This is a genomic window from Chromobacterium sp. CCUG 76385, from assembly GCF_059916625.1.
Genome location: NZ_JAUCGU010000044.1, coordinates 1 through 18,109, shown reverse-complemented (window position 1 = coordinate 18,109; position 18,109 = coordinate 1). Strand labels below are relative to the sequence as shown.

General features: G+C 63.2%; 20 protein-coding genes. 9 read left to right on the top strand and 11 right to left on the bottom strand.

Translation table 11 applies throughout. The features are described 5' to 3' along the window. Positions 1 to 8: 8 nt before the first annotated feature. From QUG01_RS18710 to QUG01_RS18695, 4 genes are all read left to right on the top strand, one after another. Entirely contained in the window at positions 9 to 1,445 is a 1,437-nt protein-coding gene (locus QUG01_RS18710; protein WP_500831403.1) for a hypothetical protein, read from the top strand. Further along, the gene (locus QUG01_RS18705; RefSeq protein ID WP_500831402.1) at positions 1,442 to 1,705 is read left to right on the top strand and encodes a PAAR domain-containing protein; all 264 of its coding nucleotides are present in this window, start codon (positions 1,442 to 1,444) and stop codon (positions 1,703 to 1,705) included. The genes QUG01_RS18710 and QUG01_RS18705 overlap by 4 nt, the downstream gene beginning before the upstream one ends. A gap of 9 nt (positions 1,706 to 1,714) precedes the next feature. After that, a complete protein-coding gene (gene tssA, locus QUG01_RS18700; protein WP_500831401.1) occupies positions 1,715 to 2,800 on the top strand; it encodes a type VI secretion system protein TssA in 1,086 nt (361 codons plus the stop codon). A gap of 213 nt (positions 2,801 to 3,013) precedes the next feature. Beyond that, the gene (locus QUG01_RS18695) at positions 3,014 to 3,661 is read left to right on the top strand and encodes a VIT1/CCC1 transporter family protein (protein WP_500831400.1); all 648 of its coding nucleotides are present in this window, start codon (positions 3,014 to 3,016) and stop codon (positions 3,659 to 3,661) included. A 318-nt stretch (positions 3,662 to 3,979) separates the two neighbouring features. On the opposite strand, the gene QUG01_RS18690 is transcribed toward QUG01_RS18695, so the two are convergent. From QUG01_RS18690 to QUG01_RS18675, 4 genes are all read right to left on the bottom strand, one after another. Further along, positions 3,980 to 4,414: an EamA family transporter gene (locus QUG01_RS18690; protein ID WP_500831399.1), complete on the bottom strand. Its 435-nt coding sequence runs from the start codon at positions 4,412 to 4,414 to the stop codon at positions 3,980 to 3,982. 142 nt (positions 4,415 to 4,556) lie between these two features. Continuing rightward, positions 4,557 to 5,159 (bottom strand): c-type cytochrome, encoded by a 603-nt coding sequence (locus tag QUG01_RS18685; RefSeq protein WP_500831398.1) that lies wholly within the window; start codon positions 5,157 to 5,159, stop codon positions 4,557 to 4,559. 14 nt (positions 5,160 to 5,173) lie between these two features. After that, a complete protein-coding gene (locus QUG01_RS18680) occupies positions 5,174 to 6,493 on the bottom strand; it encodes a hypothetical protein (protein WP_500831397.1) in 1,320 nt (439 codons plus the stop codon). 192 nt (positions 6,494 to 6,685) lie between these two features. Continuing rightward, a complete protein-coding gene (locus tag QUG01_RS18675) occupies positions 6,686 to 7,801 on the bottom strand; it encodes a nickel/cobalt efflux protein RcnA (RefSeq protein ID WP_500831396.1) in 1,116 nt (371 codons plus the stop codon). 96 nt (positions 7,802 to 7,897) lie between these two features. Here QUG01_RS18675 and QUG01_RS18670 point away from each other — a divergent pair, with 96 nt between their 5' ends. After that, positions 7,898 to 8,173 (top strand): metal/formaldehyde-sensitive transcriptional repressor, encoded by a 276-nt coding sequence (locus QUG01_RS18670; protein ID WP_199155068.1) that lies wholly within the window; start codon positions 7,898 to 7,900, stop codon positions 8,171 to 8,173. Between the two features lie 21 nt (positions 8,174 to 8,194). On the opposite strand, the gene chrA is transcribed toward QUG01_RS18670, so the two are convergent. The 3 genes from chrA to QUG01_RS18655 form a co-directional block, all read right to left on the bottom strand. Beyond that, a complete protein-coding gene (gene chrA / locus QUG01_RS18665; protein WP_500831395.1) occupies positions 8,195 to 9,391 on the bottom strand; it encodes a chromate efflux transporter in 1,197 nt (398 codons plus the stop codon). A 111-nt stretch (positions 9,392 to 9,502) separates the two neighbouring features. Beyond that, entirely contained in the window at positions 9,503 to 9,832 is a 330-nt protein-coding gene (mdtI, locus tag QUG01_RS18660) for a multidrug/spermidine efflux SMR transporter subunit MdtI (protein ID WP_500831394.1), read from the bottom strand. Between the two features lie 3 nt (positions 9,833 to 9,835). Next, positions 9,836 to 10,174 (bottom strand): DMT family transporter, encoded by a 339-nt coding sequence (locus tag QUG01_RS18655; protein WP_043629381.1) that lies wholly within the window; start codon positions 10,172 to 10,174, stop codon positions 9,836 to 9,838. 91 nt (positions 10,175 to 10,265) lie between these two features. Here QUG01_RS18655 and QUG01_RS18650 point away from each other — a divergent pair, with 91 nt between their 5' ends. The 4 genes from QUG01_RS18650 to cysS all read left to right on the top strand — a co-directional run bounded on the left by QUG01_RS18650 (position 10,266) and on the right by cysS (position 15,322). After that, positions 10,266 to 11,144, top strand: coding sequence for a LysR family transcriptional regulator (locus tag QUG01_RS18650; protein WP_500831393.1), 879 nt, complete (start codon positions 10,266 to 10,268; stop codon positions 11,142 to 11,144). A gap of 438 nt (positions 11,145 to 11,582) precedes the next feature. Further along, the gene (locus QUG01_RS18645; RefSeq protein WP_500831392.1) at positions 11,583 to 12,533 is read left to right on the top strand and encodes a hypothetical protein; all 951 of its coding nucleotides are present in this window, start codon (positions 11,583 to 11,585) and stop codon (positions 12,531 to 12,533) included. 158 nt (positions 12,534 to 12,691) lie between these two features. After that, positions 12,692 to 13,720, top strand: a complete 1,029-nt coding sequence (locus QUG01_RS18640) for a patatin-like phospholipase family protein (protein ID WP_500831391.1) — start codon at positions 12,692 to 12,694, stop codon at positions 13,718 to 13,720. Positions 13,721 to 13,942: 222 nt separating this feature from the next. After that, positions 13,943 to 15,322: a cysteine--tRNA ligase gene (gene cysS / locus QUG01_RS18635; RefSeq protein WP_500831390.1), complete on the top strand. Its 1,380-nt coding sequence runs from the start codon at positions 13,943 to 13,945 to the stop codon at positions 15,320 to 15,322. A gap of 18 nt (positions 15,323 to 15,340) precedes the next feature. Here the strand turns inward: cysS and QUG01_RS18630 are convergent, their stop codons facing one another. From QUG01_RS18630 to QUG01_RS18615, 4 genes are all read right to left on the bottom strand, one after another. Then, complete coding sequence (locus QUG01_RS18630; protein ID WP_500831389.1) at positions 15,341 to 15,652, bottom strand: hypothetical protein; 312 nt, start codon at positions 15,650 to 15,652, stop codon at positions 15,341 to 15,343. Positions 15,653 to 15,680: 28 nt separating this feature from the next. Continuing rightward, positions 15,681 to 15,926 (bottom strand): hypothetical protein, encoded by a 246-nt coding sequence (locus tag QUG01_RS18625; RefSeq protein WP_500831388.1) that lies wholly within the window; start codon positions 15,924 to 15,926, stop codon positions 15,681 to 15,683. Between the two features lie 316 nt (positions 15,927 to 16,242). Further along, a complete protein-coding gene (nadB, locus tag QUG01_RS18620; RefSeq protein ID WP_500831387.1) occupies positions 16,243 to 17,829 on the bottom strand; it encodes an L-aspartate oxidase in 1,587 nt (528 codons plus the stop codon). Continuing rightward, positions 17,808 to 18,109 (bottom strand): hypothetical protein (locus QUG01_RS18615; RefSeq protein WP_500831386.1); only part of this gene is annotated, 302 nt, incomplete at its 5' end. The genes nadB and QUG01_RS18615, both read right to left, overlap by 22 nt.

The window sequence follows — 18,109 nt, the reverse complement described above, 5'->3', positions numbered from 1 at the left end:
CGTTTCCCATGTGGAGAATGTTGGCCCTGTTTACCGGCGCCAGCGTCAGCTGGTGGGCGCTGCTGTGGCTGGTGCTGCCGCAAAGCTGGCAGCGCATCAGCCCGTCCGCCATCCTGCTGCTGCACCTGGGTCCGCCCATGCTGCTGAGCGTGGGCGTCAAGGTGTGGACGTTCTTGAAAGAGAAAAAGGCCAAGGCCGAGGCCGAGCAGCAGGAGGCCCAGGCCGAAGCCGAGCGCGCGGGCAAGCGCGAAGAGGCCCGCGCCCAACATGCGGCTGAGCTGTGGGAACGCCAGCGCGCGGTCAGTTGCCGCTGGCTGTGGGCCGCGGCCGTGCCGGCCAAGGACGAGCCGGCCTGGCTGGCCGAAAGCGCCGACGGCGTCTGGTGGGCCGCGCTGGACAAGGACGAGGTGGAAGCGGGCGAGCGGCTGGACGCGCTGGCACCGCACATCGCCGAGATGCTGTCCAGCCTGTACGCGGCAGCCCCGGGCACGGCCTGGCTGCCGCTGTATCTGGAGCCGATGCGCGAAGTCCCAGGCGTGGAGCAACTGACCCGCGTCAAGGAGCTGAGGCAGCAGGCGGCGGCCGAGGCGCTGGGCGCCGACGCCCATGTGTCCGGCGAATGTCGCTTCCTGCCGGGCAGCGGCGCTTTGGCTGAACGCGTATTGCAGGTGCTGCAGCAGGACCCGGAATCGCCGGGCGTGCTGGTCTTGGCCGCCGACGCGCCGCTGGCCGCCCAGGACGATGACGACGATTGGGGCGAGGTGGACCCGGCGCTGCGCGAATACCGCCGTTGGCACGGCGAGCCCGGCATGGCCGTGGTGGCCATGCTCTTCCTGCGCGACGATCTGGTCGCGCCGGCCGAGCCGGACCAGGAAGCCGCGGACGCCGATCCCTACCAGCCGTATTGGGAGAAGGACTTTTCCGGCCCGTCCGCCGGCTGGGGCGTGGTGCCGGCCAGCCGCCAAGCCAGCCTGGCGGCGCTGCCGGTGCTGGCGGTGCTGGCCCAATCCAGCTCCACCCAGCTGGCGCAAGACCGCGCCCTGCAGCTGGCGCGCCAGCTGCAGCCGGTGCTGGACAACGCCTTGGTCAACGCTGGCTTGCTGGACTATCCGTTCAGCCCGGAGGAGGCCAAGCCGGAAAGCAAGCAGGCAGCCGCGGTGGCCTGGCTGTGCCACAACAGCGGGCAGATCGATGTCGGCGGCGTGCGGCTGGCGGCCATCGCTACCGCCTTATCGCGGCACGAGGTCGAGCTGCACCCGATAGACGAGGCCAGCAACGTGGTGCGCGAGTGGGGCGACGCCGGATCGGCCACGCCCTTATTGATGGCCGCCACCGCGGTCAACCACTGCGCGCGGCTGCAGGCGCCCGCAGTGATCACTCATTTCCATGACGAGCTGGTGTCGCTGGCCTTGGCCAGGCCGCCGGCTGAGGAGGCGACAGCATGAAGGCGGCAATTCGTTTGGGCGACCCCACCGACCACGGCGGCAAGGTAGTGAGCGCCGCATCCAGCACCACGCTGTTCGGCAAGCAGGTGGCTTGCGTCGGCGACGCCGTCAGCTGCCCGAAGCAAGGCCACGTCAACTGCACCATCGTCGAAGGCGACGGCAGCTGGCTGGTGGGCGGCAAGCCGGTGGCGCTGGACGGCCACAAGGTCAGTTGCGGCGCCACGCTGATTTCCACGCTGCCCCAGGTCAGCAAGGGATAAAGAAAGAATATGGATCAAAGCATTGAACACTTGATGCAGCCGGTGCGTCCGGATGCCCCGGCCGGCGAAGACCTGGCCTATTCACTTATTTTCGACCAGATCCGCGAGGCGCGGCGCAGCGACGACCCGTCGCTGTCGCAGGGCGACTGGGAACAGGCGCTGAAAACGGCCGAATGGCCGCTGGTGATCCGCCTGTGCGAGGAGGCGCTGCAGAAGCAGAGCAAGGACTTGCAAATCCTGGCCTGGTACGCCGAGGCTCAGGCCCAAGTCAACGGCGTGGCTGGCCTGGTGCGCGGCCTGGCGCTAGTCAACGGCTGGCTGGAGCGCTATTGGGAAAACGGTTTCCCGGAACTGGACCCGCATGATTTGGACGAGCGCGTGGCCAAGCTGGAATGGATGAACCAGCAATTGGGCAACGCCTTGCGCAATGTGCCGATGACCAAGCCGGAATTCGGCGGCTACAGCTGGCATCAGTGGCAGCAGTCTCGCGAAGTCGAGAACCTGGGGCTGAAGAATAGCGAGGCCCGCGACGCGGCCATCGCCGAAGGCAAGCTCAGCGGCGATGCCTTTGAGAAATCCGCCGTCCAGTCTGGCCACCTCTGGTTCCAGGCCAAGGCCGAGGAGCTGGTGGCGCTGCTCACCGCCTATGAGGAGCTGGATCGCCTGGTGGACGAGCGTTTCGGCAATGAGGCGCCGAGCCTGGCCGATATCCGCAACGCCATCTACGCCTGCCAGGACCTGGTGCTGCGCTACCGGCAGCAATTGGGCGGCAACAAGCCTGCGGCCGCCCCGCAGCCGCAACCCGTCGAGGAACGCAAACCCGTGAGTCAAGCCATGCCCAGTCCGGTTTACACCGCCGCCCCGGCCAGCACGTTCAACGGCCAGATCCGCAGCCGCGAGGAAGCGGTGTTCATGCTGGGCGAAGTGGCGCGCTACTTCCGCCACAACGAACCGCACAGCCCAGTGTCCTTGCTGGCCGAACGCGCGGCGCGCTGGGCGGAGATGAGCCTGGAGGAATGGCTGCAGCATGTGGTGAAGGACAGCGGCACGCTGAGCCAGCTGCAGGAGTTGCTGGACGTCAAGACGCCGGAGTAGCGCTGTTCGCCGTCCTTGCGCCCGCCCTGCGCGCCAGGGCGGCGTCGGATTAACCATCTGGATGCGCCGAGATTCGCCTACAACATAAGCTGGACAGGCAGATTTGCGGAAGCTTGGCATCCTGTGGCGACCGGCGCGACCGGCCGCGCATCAGCGGAGTGCAATATGCATGCAGGCCATAGAGAGCATCATCTTTCCGGTAGGACAAGCTGGTTGCGAGCGGCGGTGCTCGGCGCAAACGATGGTCTGGTTTCCACCGCCAGCCTGATTGTCGGCGTGGCCGCCGCGCATGGCAGCCACAGCAATATTCTGGTGGCCGGCGCCGCAGGCCTGGTGGCCGGGGCGATGTCCATGGCGACCGGGGAATATGTCTCGGTCCACTCGCAGAAAGACAGCGAGCAGGCGGCGCTCGAACAAGAGCGTATGGAATTGCAGGCCAACGCCGCCGCGGAACACAAGGAGCTGGCAGGCATCTATGTGCGCCGCGGGCTGGAGCCGGCGTTGGCCAAACAGGTGGCGGAACAATTGATGGCGCATGATGCGCTGGGCGCGCATGCGCGGGATGAGCTCGGCATCACCGCCACCCAAAGCGCGCGGCCGTTGCAGGCGGCGCTGGCTTCGGCCGGCAGCTTCACCGTGGGCGCGATGCTCCCCATCGCGGTAGTGATGCTCTCCCCGCCCAACCACCTGATTCCCATTGTTTCCGCGGCTTCGCTGCTGTTTCTGGCCCTGCTGGGCGCCTTGGCGGCGCGGGCCGGCGGCGCGCCGGTCGCAGCCGGCGCGCTGCGGGTGACCTTTTGGGGCGCGTTGGCGATGGGAATGACCGCGGGCATCGGTTCCGCGCTGGGTGTTGTGGCCTGAGGCCATGCTTACCCTGCAAATATGTTCATCCTTATCTGAGTCAACCGCCCCTAGGGGCTGTTGACGTTTGGTGAGTGGATCGCGTTTGAGCCGATTTGGCCCGGAAGCAAGGCGCGCAGTCCGACGCATAGTCATTCTATGCAAGGACTGGGCAACGCGGCTTCCGGCCCAAAGCGGCCAAACCCGCAGGGCCGGGCGCCTTTCGCGCCGACTCTTCGTTGTTCCGCGCTGGCAGAGAATGACTATGCGGCGCGCGAAACGCCTCGATTCGTCGCAAAACGCATCCCGGCGCGACCGCTCCCCAAACGTCAACAGCCCCTAGCGTTTCCAGGCCAGCACCAGCACGCCGCCGGCGATCAAGGCAATGCCGCACCATTCGCGCAAGGCCGGGCGCTCGCCGAGGAAGGCGAAAGCAAATACCGCCACCAGCACCAGGCTGAACTTGTCTACCGGCGCGACCTTGGAGGCCTCGCCGATTTGCAAGGCACGGAAGTAGCAAGCCCAGGAAATGCCGGTGGCCACGCCGGACAGGCCGAGGAAGAGCCAAGTCTTGCCCGGCAGCGCCAGCGGATTGCTCCACTTTCCGGTCAGCGCGACAAACAGCGACAGCACGAGGCCGATGATGCCGGTCCGGATCAGGGTGGCCAGATCCGAATCCACTCCCTTGATGCCGATTTTGGCGAAGATGGCAGTCAAGGCGGCAAATACCGCGGAGAGCAGCGCCCATAAGAACCAACCGGATGTGGCGAACATGGTGACCCCTGGTCTGAATGGATGACTAAGTCGTTCAGACTGTACAGGCTATCGCGGCTTGGCGAAACGGCATGCCATGACGGGCCAGGCGATGGGCGGAGCAGGCCTGGGGCATGGCGAAGCCCGATGCCGGTACGGGCTTTCACAGGCTTTGCAGGTAGGCGGCCAGTGCTTGGAGGTCATCGGCAGACAAAGTCTTGATGATGGCCTGCATCGCCACTGCCGACGGGCGCTGCGGGCTTTCGAATACATGCAGTTGTTTCATCAGGTATGGCGCATGCTGTCCGGCGAGCCGCGGTCCCTGCTCGCTGCCTTCGGCGCGCGGGCCGTGGCAGGCTTGGCAAGCCGGCGTGCCGCTGCTTTCCTTGCCTTGCTCGTAGATCCGTTTGCCGGCCGCGATGAGGCTTTCATCGCGCTTGGCGGGGTTCGGCGCGGGCTTCTGCGCGGCGAAATACGCCGCCACGCCCATGATCTGCTCATCGCTCAGCCCGCCGGCCACGCCCCACATATAGTCGTGCGCGGCATCGTCGCTGCGGCTTTTGGCGCGAAACATCTGCAGTTGCTGCTGCAGGTAGGCGGCTTGTTGTCCGGCCAGGCGAGGAAACAGCGGCGAGATGCTGTTGCCGTCGGCCATATGGCAATTGGCGCACCAGGCCCGCGCCAGCTGTTCCGGCGTTTGCTCCGCCAGCGCCTGAGAGCCCAGGAGCAGCAGGCCCAGCAGCATGGATGTCTTGCCAGGTTTCATGTCTACTCTCCGGTTCAGAACGCTATCCAGGTATATAGATAGGTTACGTTGTTGTTGCGCGCGTTGCGTCCGTTGCCATCGTAATTGCTGCTGGCGCCCTGGTATTTGAGGTAGCCGGTGTACTGCAAGCCCAGACGCCAATAAGGCTTGATCATGTAGTTGAGTTCCGCGCTGTAGCCGTTGGTGTTGGGGCTGCCGGTCACCGGATACTGCACATTGTCGGCGGAGCCGGTTTCCGAGAAATAGCTCAGCGTCAGGCCATAGGTGCGTTGATACCAATAGCTGCCCTTGAGCCGGAAAGAGTTCAGCGAGCTGCTGGGGTTTTGCCTGTCTACGCCCAGGTGAGAGGCGTCCCAGTCGGTGTGTTCGTGGATCAGCGAGGCCTGCGTGGTGAGAATGTGCGGGTCGGACAGATATTGATATTGCGCGTCTACGCCGGCATCGCGGAAATGGTCGGAAGGCGAGCCTGCGTCGGTGGGATCGATGTTCACCCGGGCATCGAGGCCAAAGGCGCCCAGCTCCAGCGAGTTGACGTTCCAGTCATGGTTATAGGCGAAGCGCCAATAGGGGTTGGTGCCGTTCAGCCGGTTGGAGAGGGTCACGCCGTTCTTCAAAAAGGACGAGCCGCCCTTGGCTACCCGATAGCCGCCCAGTTCAAGATACCAAGACTTGTTCAGCAAACCGTAGACGCTCAGGCCGGCTACCTGTTGCGCCAAGCCGCCTTCAATCAGCGTAGTGGGCGGCGCAATGCCCCAGGCGCTGTTCAGATGGGTCGTCTGGAAGGGATAGCCGAAGGCCGGCGTGGAATTCCACGCGTCTTGCACCGTGGGATTGTTATTGAAAGACAGGCCGTAGATCAGGTCCAGATTGGCTCGGGCGATATGATCGGTCAGCCGCCAGTCGTTGTTGTCCGCAACGGTGTGGCCGGAAAATGCTGTGCTGCCCGGATTTTGGTTCAGCGCGTTGTAAGTCCATTGCGAAAACAGGCCGAAATGGTCGCCCAGCTTGCCCGCGACAAACAGGCTGCCGCCCTCAATCACCCCGTCGTTCTGGCGCGGGTAGGCGGCATTGTTGCCTTGGGTGCTGCCGACATGGGAAACCGAAGCGGTGGCCATCGCCGCCAGCGGGAACAGCTGGGTGGTGCCCAGGGTGTAGCCGGACAGCTTGAACAGCCGGCCATACGGGGTCAGTTCCGGAAAACTGACATGGCAGGCGATGCAGGCTTCGCCGGTTTGCCTGGCATAGCTGGGCAGCGCCTGCGAGGCCTCGGGCCACGCCACCAGAGCGCACATTGCCCAAGTTGTCAGCCAAGCCAGCAATCGATGGATGCGCATGGTTTCTCCCGGATGGTATAGACCCAATGGCCTTTGTGGTTATAGGCGGCAATCGGGAATGGAGGAAACCAAATAGCTTTACTGTTTTTGATGCAGGTTAAAAATAACCGTCGCCAGAGCAATGGCCGTCAATTCGCTTCAGCCATGCATGGTTGCTGACTGGCCGGCCATCTCGCCAGCCAGGCGATGCGATCAGGCCAGCGCCATCCAGCCGTGGTAGCCAACATACAGGCCAACCAGCGCGATCAGCCCGCTGGAGAAGTACGGCGCTTTGCGCGCAAACTCGCCAAAGCCGCTCCAGCGCCGGGAAACGTGCTTCACGCTGATGGCGGCCAGCACGCCGGAGGCCACCATGGTCAGCGCCAGGCCTATGCTGAAACACAGCACCAGGGCCGCGCCCAGCGCCACCTTTTTCAATTGCAGGCAGAGCAGCAGCACGGTGATCGAGGCCGGGCAGGGGATCAGGCCGCCGGTCAGGCCAAACATGACAATCTGGCCAGTGGTCACTTCGCGGTTGGCGAAGCGGCGCCGGATGTCGTTGGCGTGGGCCAGCTCGTGCGGATCCTGATAGCCCGGCGCCGACACATCCAGGCCAGCGTAATCTCGCACCGCATGGCCGTGGCCGTGCTCGGTGTATTCCACATCGTAGTCATGGCTGTGGCCATCGTGGCCCAGCCGCAAGCGCGCGACGAATGCGTGCGGCTCGGGAATATCCTGCTCGGATTCGACAAAGCCATCGCGTTGGACAAAGCTGAAGAGCTGGCGGGCGCCGTCCGCCCGCTCCGTTTCAAGATGGACTTGATCCGCAGGCCAGACGTGGCCATGGCGGCCATCGCGATACAGGCGGAAGCGCGGCGGCACGCCGTCTTCAAATATCTCCAGCCGCACGGCGCCATGGCCGGTATCGATGAATTTGGCCTCGTCGTGATGATGGTGATGATCGTCATGCCCATGGCCGTGCGCGGCCTGCTGATTGCGCCAGGTGCGCCAAATCATCCATGCGGCCACGGCCAGAATCAGCGCGCCGGAAGCCAGCTGGAAATACGGCTCGGTGGCTTCGGCATTCCAGTTGCGGCCAAAGTACAAACCGGCCATGGCGATGGCCCACACCACCGCGGTGTGGGACAGCGTCGCCGACAGGCCCAGCAGCACGGCTTGGCCGATGGTGCCGCGGACGGCGACAATGAAAGCGGCCATCATGGTTTTGGAGTGCCCTGGCTCCAGGCCGTGCAAGGCGCCCAGCGCAATGGCGCTGGGGATGAACAGCCAGGCATTGCCATGCAGCAGCAGTGTGGAGAATTCGGTCATCTTGGTTTTCCGTGGATATTTGCGCTGTTGAGTATACTGTCCCCCAGTATAAATATGCTACCCTCCAGTATATTTTTTGAGTTTGGAACAGAGCACATGGCGCATACCGTACGCGACAAAGCCAAATTATTGGCGCGAGTCAGACGGATACAAGGACAGGCATCGGCGCTGGAAAAACAGCTGGATGAGGGCGGAGAGGATTGCGTGGCGATCCTGCAGCAGATCGCCGCCATCCGCGGCGCGGTCAATGGTTTGATGGCCGCGGTGATCGAAGGCCATCTGACCGAGCATCTGGTGAACGAGCCGGAGCTGGCCCACCGTCAGGAAGACCTGGCGGTGGTGCTGCAGGTGATCAAGTCTTACCTGAAGTAGCCCCGATTCGCTCGATTGTCGTCAGAAAGACAGGCTGGACAGCCAGGCCGCGCCGGCGCCGGCGGCCACCACCAGCCAGGGCGGGAGCTTCCACCGCATCAGCGCCAAGAGCGCCAGCAGGGCCAGGCCGAAGTCGGACAGCTGGAAAATCGCGCTGGTCCATACCGGGTGGCACCATGCGGCGAATAGCAGGCCCACTACGGCGGCATTGACCCCGGCCAACGCGGCGCGGGCGCGCCGCTGGTGTCGCCACGACTCCCAAAATGGCAATACGCCGGCCACCAGCAGAAACGACGGCGCGAAGATGGCGAGCAGGCAAATCGCCGCGCCCGGCCAGCCGGATATGGCTGCGCCGAGAAAAGCGGCAAAGGTGAACAGCGGCCCCGGCACGGCCTGAGCCAAGCCATAGCCGGCCAGGAAGGTTTCGTTGTTCACCCAGCCCGGCGGCACCACCGCCGCCTGCAACAGCGGCAGCACGACGTGCCCGCCGCCGAAAACCAGCGCGCCGGCGCGGTAGAAGGCGTTGATCAGCGATAGCGGCAGGCTGGGCCAGAGTCCGGCCGCCAGCGGCAAGCCGATCAGCAGCGCAAAAAACAGACCCAGCAGCAGCGCGCCGGAGCGGCGACGCACGGCAATCGGCAGCGGCGCGCCCGCGCCATCGTCGGCAGACTTGAGCCAGGCCGATCCGAGCAGCGCAGCCGCAGCCAAAATAGCGATTTGCCCGGCCGCGGCCGGCCAGGACCGCGCCAGAATGGCCGCAATGGCGGCGATGCCAAAGCGCGGAGCATCCGCGCATAGCGAACGCGCCATGCCCCATACTGCCTGGGCGACCACCGCCACCGCCACAATCTTCAGCCCATGCAGCGCGCCGGCAGGAGCGGCCTGACCCCAGGCAGCCATGCCCCTTGCCAGCAAGGCCAGCGCTAAGGCCGATGGCAGGGTGAAACCCAACCAGGCTGCGGCGGCCCCGCGCGCGCCGGCGCGAGACAGTCCCAGCGCGATGCCGAGCTGGCTGCTCGATGGCCCGGGCAGAAACTGGCACAGCGCGACCAAGTCGGCGAAGCCGCGTTCGCTCAGCCAGGCGCGGCGCATCACGAATTCAGACCGGAAGTAGCTAATATGGGCGATGGGCCCGCCAAACGACGTCAGGCCCAGCCGCAGAAAAATCAGAAAAATCGCCCACGCGCTGTCGGTCGTGGTTTCTTGCTTGATTGACACAGTCGCAACCTCGTGCTTGAAGTCAGTGGGCGCCGCGCCGCGTGCCCATGAACGTCATGTTCTTACCATGATTTGCCTGTCTGCGCGACCGCTAGCAAGTGTTGATTGCCTCTAGGAGAGTTTCAGCAGCGACATCCCGGTGACGATCAGGGCGATGCCTAGCCAGCCGCGTCGGCTGAGGTGTTGTTTGAACAATGCCCAGCCGGCGATGGTGGTCAGAAAAATGCCGGTGCCGCCCCAGATCGCATAGGCAATGGATAGGTCTATGCCTTTGACAGCCTGCGACAAGGCGGTAAAGGAAAGCAGAATCGACGCGATGCCCAGCGCGCCCATGCCGCGGCGGCGGAAACCATCCGAGTACTTGATGAAAATATTCGCCGCCACTTCCAGCAGGATGGCGAGCAGCATGAAAACGTAGTGGATGAATTGCGCGTTTTGCATGGCTTACTCCTGCGCCGGCTTGGCGCTGAGGTTCACCAGCACGACGCCGGCGATCAATACGCTCATGCCAAGCAGCTTGAGCAAGCCGACTTCTTCCCTGAAGTAGTGGTAGCCGATGAAGGTGATGGCGATTAGTCCCAATGTTTCCCAAGTCGCGTAGGCCGAGGCAATCGGCAGCGATTGCATGGCGGTGGCCAGGAAGAAGAACGAGAGGCCGATCATGGCGTACATGAACAGCAGGGCAGACCAGCCGCCCGAATCCGCCACCCGTTTCATGACGGTGACGCCGATGACCTCGACCGTGACGGCGGCAAGCAGGAATAACCAGGGACGTAAATGCATGAAAGTTTCTAGTTGAGAAAAGGCGCAGTCTGCCTCAGCGTATTAGATGGTAAAAGATCATATTCATCTGATTTATTGATAGTATGGCCGTATGCGATGGACACTAGATCAACTGCAGCAATTTGCGATCACGGCTGAACGCGGCTCTTTCAGCGCCGCCGCGCGCCATCTGGGCAAGGCCCAATCCGCGGTCAGCACCGCCATCGGCTTGCTGGAAGCCGACTTGGGCGTGGAACTGTTCGACCGTTCGCGGCGGCAGGCACAACTGACGGATGCCGGCCAATTGCTGCTGATGGAGGCGCAGGAGCTGTTGCGCCAGGCACGGGCGCTGGATCTGCGCGCTCGCTCCTTGAGCGAGGGGTGCGATGCCAGGCTGTCCCTCGCTTTGGACGAGGCGCTGCCCTATACAGCGGTCAGCACGCTGATCCGGGAAATTTCCAGAACCTTCCCCGATCTGGAGCTGACCTTGCTCAACGGCACGGCCGCCGAGGTGGCCGATTATGTCGCCTTGCAGCGCGCGCAGGTGGCGTTTCACTTTGACCGCGGGCCGGTGGACGCCGGTTTCGAGCAGCGCTACGTCGGCGGCGTCGAGCAGGGCGTGTTTGTGGCCAGCGGTCATCCGCTGACCGGGAAACAACCGGTCAGCCGCAAGGATCTGCTGCGTCATCGCCAGCTGCTGATGCATGCTGATGACGTGGACGAAACCGCATACAGTCCCAAGGTATGGCGCTCCGACAGCTTTTACAGCATCGCCGAGATGGTGGCGCATGACTTGGGTTGGGCCATCTTGCCGGTCAATGTGGCGAAGGATGAAAGCTACCGGCAGCAATTGCAGCAGCTGTCCTGCCCGGCCTTGGCTTTGCCGCGGCTGTCCGTGCGCATGCTGTGGCTGCAGGGCATGTCCTTGAGCAAAACCGCCCAGTGGGTGGAAACGCGCTTTGGCCAATTGCTGTTGCAAATCCCCGGCTGATTCCTGCGGCAAGCCCGCTCTGCCACCGCCATTCGGGGGCATTTCGCATCGACGCTTTGAAGGCATCTGATATTTTGCGTGCCTTGAGGCCGCGTCGCCGCGCCGTGGCGGTTTGCGCTCGGTATATCCCTTTGCTATATGCAATAACATGATGATTCAAGCATGAAGCCATGGCGAGCGGTTGGCTTCTCTCTGCGGCGCAAGCGCCAGCATGATTCAGATAGCGCGAACGGGGCGCATCTTCTGCCTTTTTCCTCGCGCGTGCTGGAGGCGCCAAGGGCCGTTCCGCGCCTTGCAGATCCGATCGCTTCAACGGCAGCAGTCATATCCCAGTCTCGATCAAGAACCAACGCAAGCACGCGCCGAATGTGCTGCGGGATGGCTCGCAACAGCGTATTGCCTGAGCGCAGGCATGAAACGGAGAGCAGGATGAGCGACATGAGCGAAACGCCCCCGGAAGCGACCACGGGCTATCGGTTTGCCAGCCCCTGGGACAAGCTGGATTTGTCGCGAGACAAGCTGCGGCGGCAATACAAACATGACTGCGCCGATGTAGAGCGCAATGCCAAGGGCTATGTGATTCGGGTCAAGGGCCTGCATCGCGCGCTGCAGCCTTACCAATACGGCCTGCCCGCCGATCAGCAGCGCGCGCGCGAACTGATTGCGCAGGACGGCTGCAGCTGGGCGGAGTTATTCGAACTGGAGCTGTTGGCGGTGAGTCTGGCCACCGAGGAGCAATTCGGCATCTTGACCGCGCATTGGCGCGAGGCCGCGCCGGTAGGCGTGGGCCGCAACGATCTGTTCCGCGTCGTGCTGGCGGGGCAGCAGCGCTACTTCAAAGTGCTGCGGCGGGAGAGGGCGCTGGACCGGCTGCGGCTGCGTCTTGGCCTGTTCACGTTGCTGCTGGCGGCGGCGCTGTTCAGCTATTTTCTCTGGACACCGTCGGCTTCGGCCAGCTCGCTGGCTTTGGCCGGCCTGTTCGGCATACTGGGTTCCTTCACCAGCATCTTGATGCGCATTCAGGATGCAGGACAGAACCTGAACGGCCAAACCAGCGCCGGCATCGCAACGCTGATGGATGGTTCCTGGAGTCTGTATCTGGCCTTGTTGAGCGGCGTGCTGTTCGGCATTCTCGGTTTTTATGCCTTCGCTGCGGATATCGGCGGCCATTTTCTGTCATGGGACCTGATCCCCAATATCGAGCCCAAGGCCGGCACGGCCTGTCCCGGCGCCGGCCACGGCGGCTGCTTGCCCTATCTGGCCGGGGCGGCCGACTACGGCAAGATGGCGGTGTGGGGATTTTTCTTCGGCTTTGCCGAGAAGTTCATCCCCGACGTGTTGACCAAGTTGGCCAATGCGAGGAGCGCGAGTCGGCCTGACGCCCCATAGCCGTAAGCAAGGGCCATACGCTGTTCTTGCTACACGCCATGTGAAAGGCACTCGATAGCTGCTTTACGGCCGTCATGGTTTTGCCACCAGTCTGGTTTCCTTGAGTCCTGGCGATGGCTGTGCCATGCTTTGTGCAGTGCAGCAATTGCGAGATGGCGATGTTCAGACGGGGCGGCAAGCTTACTCTCAGCTTGGCTTTGCAGGGTGGGGGCGCGCATGGGGCCTTTACCTGGGGCGTGCTGGATGCCCTGCTGGAGGCGGGCGTGTATCGATTCGATGGCTTGAGCGGCGCCAGCGCCGGCGCGATGAATGCGGTGGCCGTGGCGCATGGCCTGAGCGGCGGCGGTCCCGACGAGGCTAGAGAGGCGCTGTCCGCCTTCTGGAGCCAGGTTGGCGAGAGCCTGCCGGAAGAAATGACGCGGCCGCTGCCTTTGGGGCCCGACTCCAAGGCCCCGCCTGGCTTGCGGATGGCCTGGAGTCTGACGCAATGGTTTTCGCCGTATCAGCTCAATCCGCTCGATTACAATCCGCTGCGCGCCATCATCGAATCCTTGTTTGATTTTGAGCGCATCCGCCGCGCCTCCCCGGTGCAACTGTTCGTGGCGGCCACCCACGCCAATAGCGGCCATCTTAAACTGTTCCGCAATGCCGATATCTGCGTGGACGCCTTGCTGGCTTCCGCATGTTTGCCATCGCTGCAGCAGGCGGTGGTAATAGACGGCGAAGCGTACTGGGATGGCGGGTTCGCGGCTAATCCGGCGGTGTTCCCCCTGTTCAAGTTTTGCCGCAGCGACGACATCCTGCTGGTGTTGCTCGCGCCTATGCGTCATGGCGACACGCCGCGCACCGCCGATGAGATTCAGCGCCGGGCGGCGACGCTGGGATTCAACAGCGCTTTCCTGCGCGAGATGCGTTTGTTCGCCCTGCTGCAGGAGATTGCCGACTCGCCCAGGCTATGGCGCGGCTGGCTGGAGCGTCGGCTCAAGGCCGCGCGGTTTCATATGATCGAAGCGCAGGATTTGTTGTCCGGCATGGATGCCTCCAGCCGGGCGCTGACCTATGGTCCGTTTCTGGCCGGGCTGCGAGATGAAGGGCGGCGGGCCGCGCTGACGTGGATGGATCAGCATGGCGGCAAGGTCGGACGTCGCTCCAGCGTTGACATCAGGCAGCTGTTTCTCGCGTTCTGAGCGCGCTGGCTTGTCTGCAGCCAGGCCAAATCCAAGCGGCAATTGACCACGCGACGATCGATCCGTACTATCGATAGCATGAACAGGAATGAAATGCCGATCGCCCGCCTGCAACCGTGTTGTCCAGCACGGCCGGGGACCGTGCGCGTCTAGCATTCGCATTCCACCATCCTTGGCCGCCGCGTGTTTCACCCGGCGGCCTTTTTCATGTCTGGAGCAACCATGCAGCTGCATCTGTACGATACCTGGCACCGCGCCGTACGCTTGTTCACGCCCTTGCATGCGGAGCGCGTCGGCCTGTACTGCTGCGGCCCTACGGTTTACGACTACGCCCACATCGGCAATCTGCGCACCTATCTGTTCGAGGACACGCTGCGCCGCGCGCTGGAGTTCAATGGCTATGCGGTGCGTCATGTGGTCAACATCACCGATGTCGGGCATCTGATGTCGGACGGGGATGAGGGCGAGGACAAGATGGAGGCGGGCAGCCGGCGCGCTGGCGGCGCCTCGGCCTGGGACATCGCCGCGCGCTTCACTGAGGCTTTCCAGCAGGACTTGGCCGCGCTGAATGCCTTGCCGCCCACGCTGTGGAGCCGGGCGACCGATCACATCGCCGAGCAGATAGCCTATATCGCCGCGTTAGAGGCCAAGGGCTATGCCTATCGCACCGACGATGGCATCTACTTTGATACCTCGCGCCTCGATGATTACGGCCACTTGGCGCGGCTGGATCGCGCAGGGCTGCAGGCAGGCGCCCGCGTGGATTTAGGCGCCAAGCGCCGCGCCACCGACTTTGCGTTGTGGAAATTCAGTCCGGCAGGACAGCAGCGGCAGATGGAGTGGGCCAGCCCCTGGGGCGTTGGCTTTCCAGGCTGGCATATCGAGTGCTCGGCGATGTCGGCCAAGCATCTGGGGCCGTGGTTCGACATCCATTGCGGCGGCGAGGACCACATCCCGGTCCATCACAGCAACGAGATCGCCCAGAGCCAGGGCTGTCACGGCACCCGCGCCGCCAATTTCTGGATGCATGGTTATTTCCTGCAACTGGATGACGCCAAGATGTCCAAATCCAGCGGCGATTTTTTACGGCTGCAGACGCTGATCGACCGCGGCTACGATCCGCTGGCCTATCGCTACCTGAACCTGACCGCGCATTACCGCAAGCAAATGAATTTCAGCTGGGAAGCGATGGACGCCGCCAGCCTGGCGCTGGACAAGCTGCGCCGGCAGTATGCGGCCTGGCCGGAAGGCGGCGAGGTCGATGCCGCCTTTGTCGAGGCGTTTACCGCGGAAATCAATCAGGACCTGAATACGCCGCGCGCGCTGGCGCTGGCGTGGGGGCTGGTCAAGGGCAAGCGCCGGGATGCCGACAAGAAAGCCACGCTGCGCCATTGCGACCGCGCATTGGGCTTGGATCTGGATGGCAGGCAAGCGATGGCGGCGGAGATTCCCGCGCCCGTGCTGGCGCTGGCGAAATCGCGCGAGGCGGCGCGGGCCGCGCGCAATTGGCAGGAGGCGGACGCGCTGCGCGCCGCCATCCTGGATCAAGGCTATGCGGTGGAGGATGGCCCGGACGGAGCGCGAGTCAAACCGCTTGTTTGAGTGGCCTGCTTATCTGGCTCAGTGGGACGCGCCGGAGGCGGAGATCTGCGCGGCCTGCCCACTCTCTATCACCTGGCGCACGGTCATGCCGCTGGCCAGCGTGAAGAACTTGTGCCAGTTGGTGGCCTTGTCCGAGGTAAAGCGGGAGAGGGCGTTGCGCTCCTCTCCGTCGAGCAGGACGAGCGAAGAGACTTTCCAGAATTGGCTCTTGTTCATTTCGCCGATGTCCATGGCCAATAGCGAGCTGCGCATGCGCAGATAGCCGGTGCAGATCACCAGCAGCGCGATCACGGTGATGATGGTGGCGTTTTTCCAGAAGCGGTTTCTCATGATGGTGCGTTTCCTTGCGGGTAATCGTTTACTTGATCGTTGCGCCGGACGAGAGGGCGTCATTGGCCTTGTCGCCGGCGCGGCGGATCACGGCGATGCCGATCGGCTTCTTGTCCAGCGCGCGGCCCAGCGCCTGGTTTTCCGCGATGCGGCGGCCGCGCTTGGGCTCGTCGGCGGTCTGCGAAGCGTCTTTCTTGCTGAAGATGCCGGCTGCTGCAAGGTGGGAGAGCAAGGCCAGAGCCAGCATCGCCGCCAGTTTGTATGTCGAAATCATTTTTGAGTCTCCAGCAATGGGGCCGGACTCAAGGAGACGGGCCGGCATGTCATGACATACGATATCGCTGCCTTGGCCAAGTTCTCGTAAATTAATAGATATTTACAGCTTTGATTGTTTTCTGTGTAAGTTGATCTTGCCTGTTTTCTTGTTTGCAATAAAAAACCGGAGCCAGCTCCGGCTGGCTGCCTGATGGCATGGGGGGACTTCCGCTGCCAGTCGGTCACTGTTTCGATGGCTGCATGGCGGTTGGTGGTCAATCTGGCGGTAAATGAAAAACGGCCATCAGGGCGATGGCCGTTCAGCTGGCTGCGGTTTATTCGCTGCGCGAGGGCGGTGTCAGCACCGTATCTTGCGCTTCCGGCAACAGGTCCGGGTAGTCTCGGCTGTAGTGCAGGCCGCGGCTTTCCTTGCGTTGCATGGCGGAGCGGACGATCAGCTCGGCGGTCTCCACCAGATTGCGCAACTCGATCAGATCGTTGCTGATGTGGAAGTGGCTGTAGTACTCGTCGATCTCGTCTTTCAATAAGTCGATGCGGTGCAGCGCGCGTTCCAGCCGCTTATTGGTGCGGACGATGCCGACATAGTCCCACATCGCCCGGCGCAGTTCGTCCCAGTTGTGGCTGATGACCACCTCCTCGTCCGGGTCGGTGACGCGGCTGTCGTCCCAGGCCGGAATAGCCGGCAGCTTGATGGCGTCGGCCGCCAGGATGTCGGCCGCCGCCGCCTTGCCTATCACCAGGCACTCCAGCAGCGAATTGCTGGCCAGCCGGTTGGCGCCATGCAGGCCGGTATGCGCAACCTCGCCCACGGCGTACAAACCGGTCACGTCGGTGCGGCCGGCCAGGTCGGTGACCAGGCCGCCGCAGGTGAAGTGCACGGCGGGCACCACCGGAATCGGCTGCTGGGTGATGTCTATGCCCAATTCCAGACAATGGGCGTAGATATTGGGGAAGTGTTCCTTGATGAACTGGGCCGGCTTATACGAGATGTCCAGATACACGCAGTCCAGGCCGTGCTTCTTCATCTCGAAGTCGATGGCGCGGGCGACGACGTCGCGCGGCGCCAGTTCGCCGCGCGGATCGTGCTGCGGCATGAAGCGGGTGCCGTCCGGCAGCTTCAGAATGCCGCCTTCGCCGCGCACCGCTTCGGAAATCAGAAAGGATTTGGCATGCGGGTGGTACAGGCAGGTCGGGTGGAACTGCATGAACTCCATATTGCCGACGCGGCAACCGGCCCGCCAACCCATGGCGATGCCGTCGCCGGTGGCGGTATCCGGATTGGTTGTATAGAGATAGACCTTGCCGGCGCCGCCTGAGGCCAGGATGGTGTGTTGGGCGGCAATGGTCACCACTTCGTCGCTCTGCTTATCCAGCGCGTACACGCCATAGGCGCGCTTGCCCGGCAGGCCCAGCTTCTGCGAAGTGATCAGATCGATGGCTATATAGTGTTCCAGCTCGGTGATGTTCGGGTGGGCCTTGATCTTCTGTCCCAAGGTGCTGGTCACGGCGGCGCCGGTGGCGTCGGCGGCATGGATGATGCGGCGATGGCTGTGGCCACCTTCGCGCGTCAGGTGGTAGCCGGTTTGGTGCTCGTCGTCGCGGGTGAAGGGCACGCCGAGCTTGATCAACCAGTCTATCGCCTCCTTGGAATGCTCGACGATGAAGCGCGTGGTGTCTTCGTCGCACAGCCCGGCGCCGGCGATCAAGGTATCGCGGATGTGATCTTCCACCGAGTCCTCGGTATCCAGTACAGCGGCAATACCACCTTGCGCATAGGTGGAGCTGCCTTCCAATAGATCGCGCTTGGTGATCAGGCCCACCTTGCGTTTTTCCGCCAGATGGAGCGCCAGCGTCATCCCGGCCAGACCGCTGCCGATAATCAGAACATCAAATTTGAGCATATATAGAGTGTCCACGGCAGGCACATCGCGTGCCAAACGCATGCCAGCGTAGCAGAATCGGCAGCGGGCGCGTAGCCATCCGCGCGTCCCGGGAAGAGGAGATTACGGTTTGTTTGCAGCGAATCAAGACACCCATCCTTCATATCTATTGAATTTTCAGTGGCTTGCTCTTCTCTTTGGTTTTTGTTGCGAATTTCCTTCAATTTTTCTCGCAAAAGGTGTTGACGAGGCGCAGGCCCGGGCGTATAGTTCGCCTCCTCAGCTGACGCAGCGAACGAAA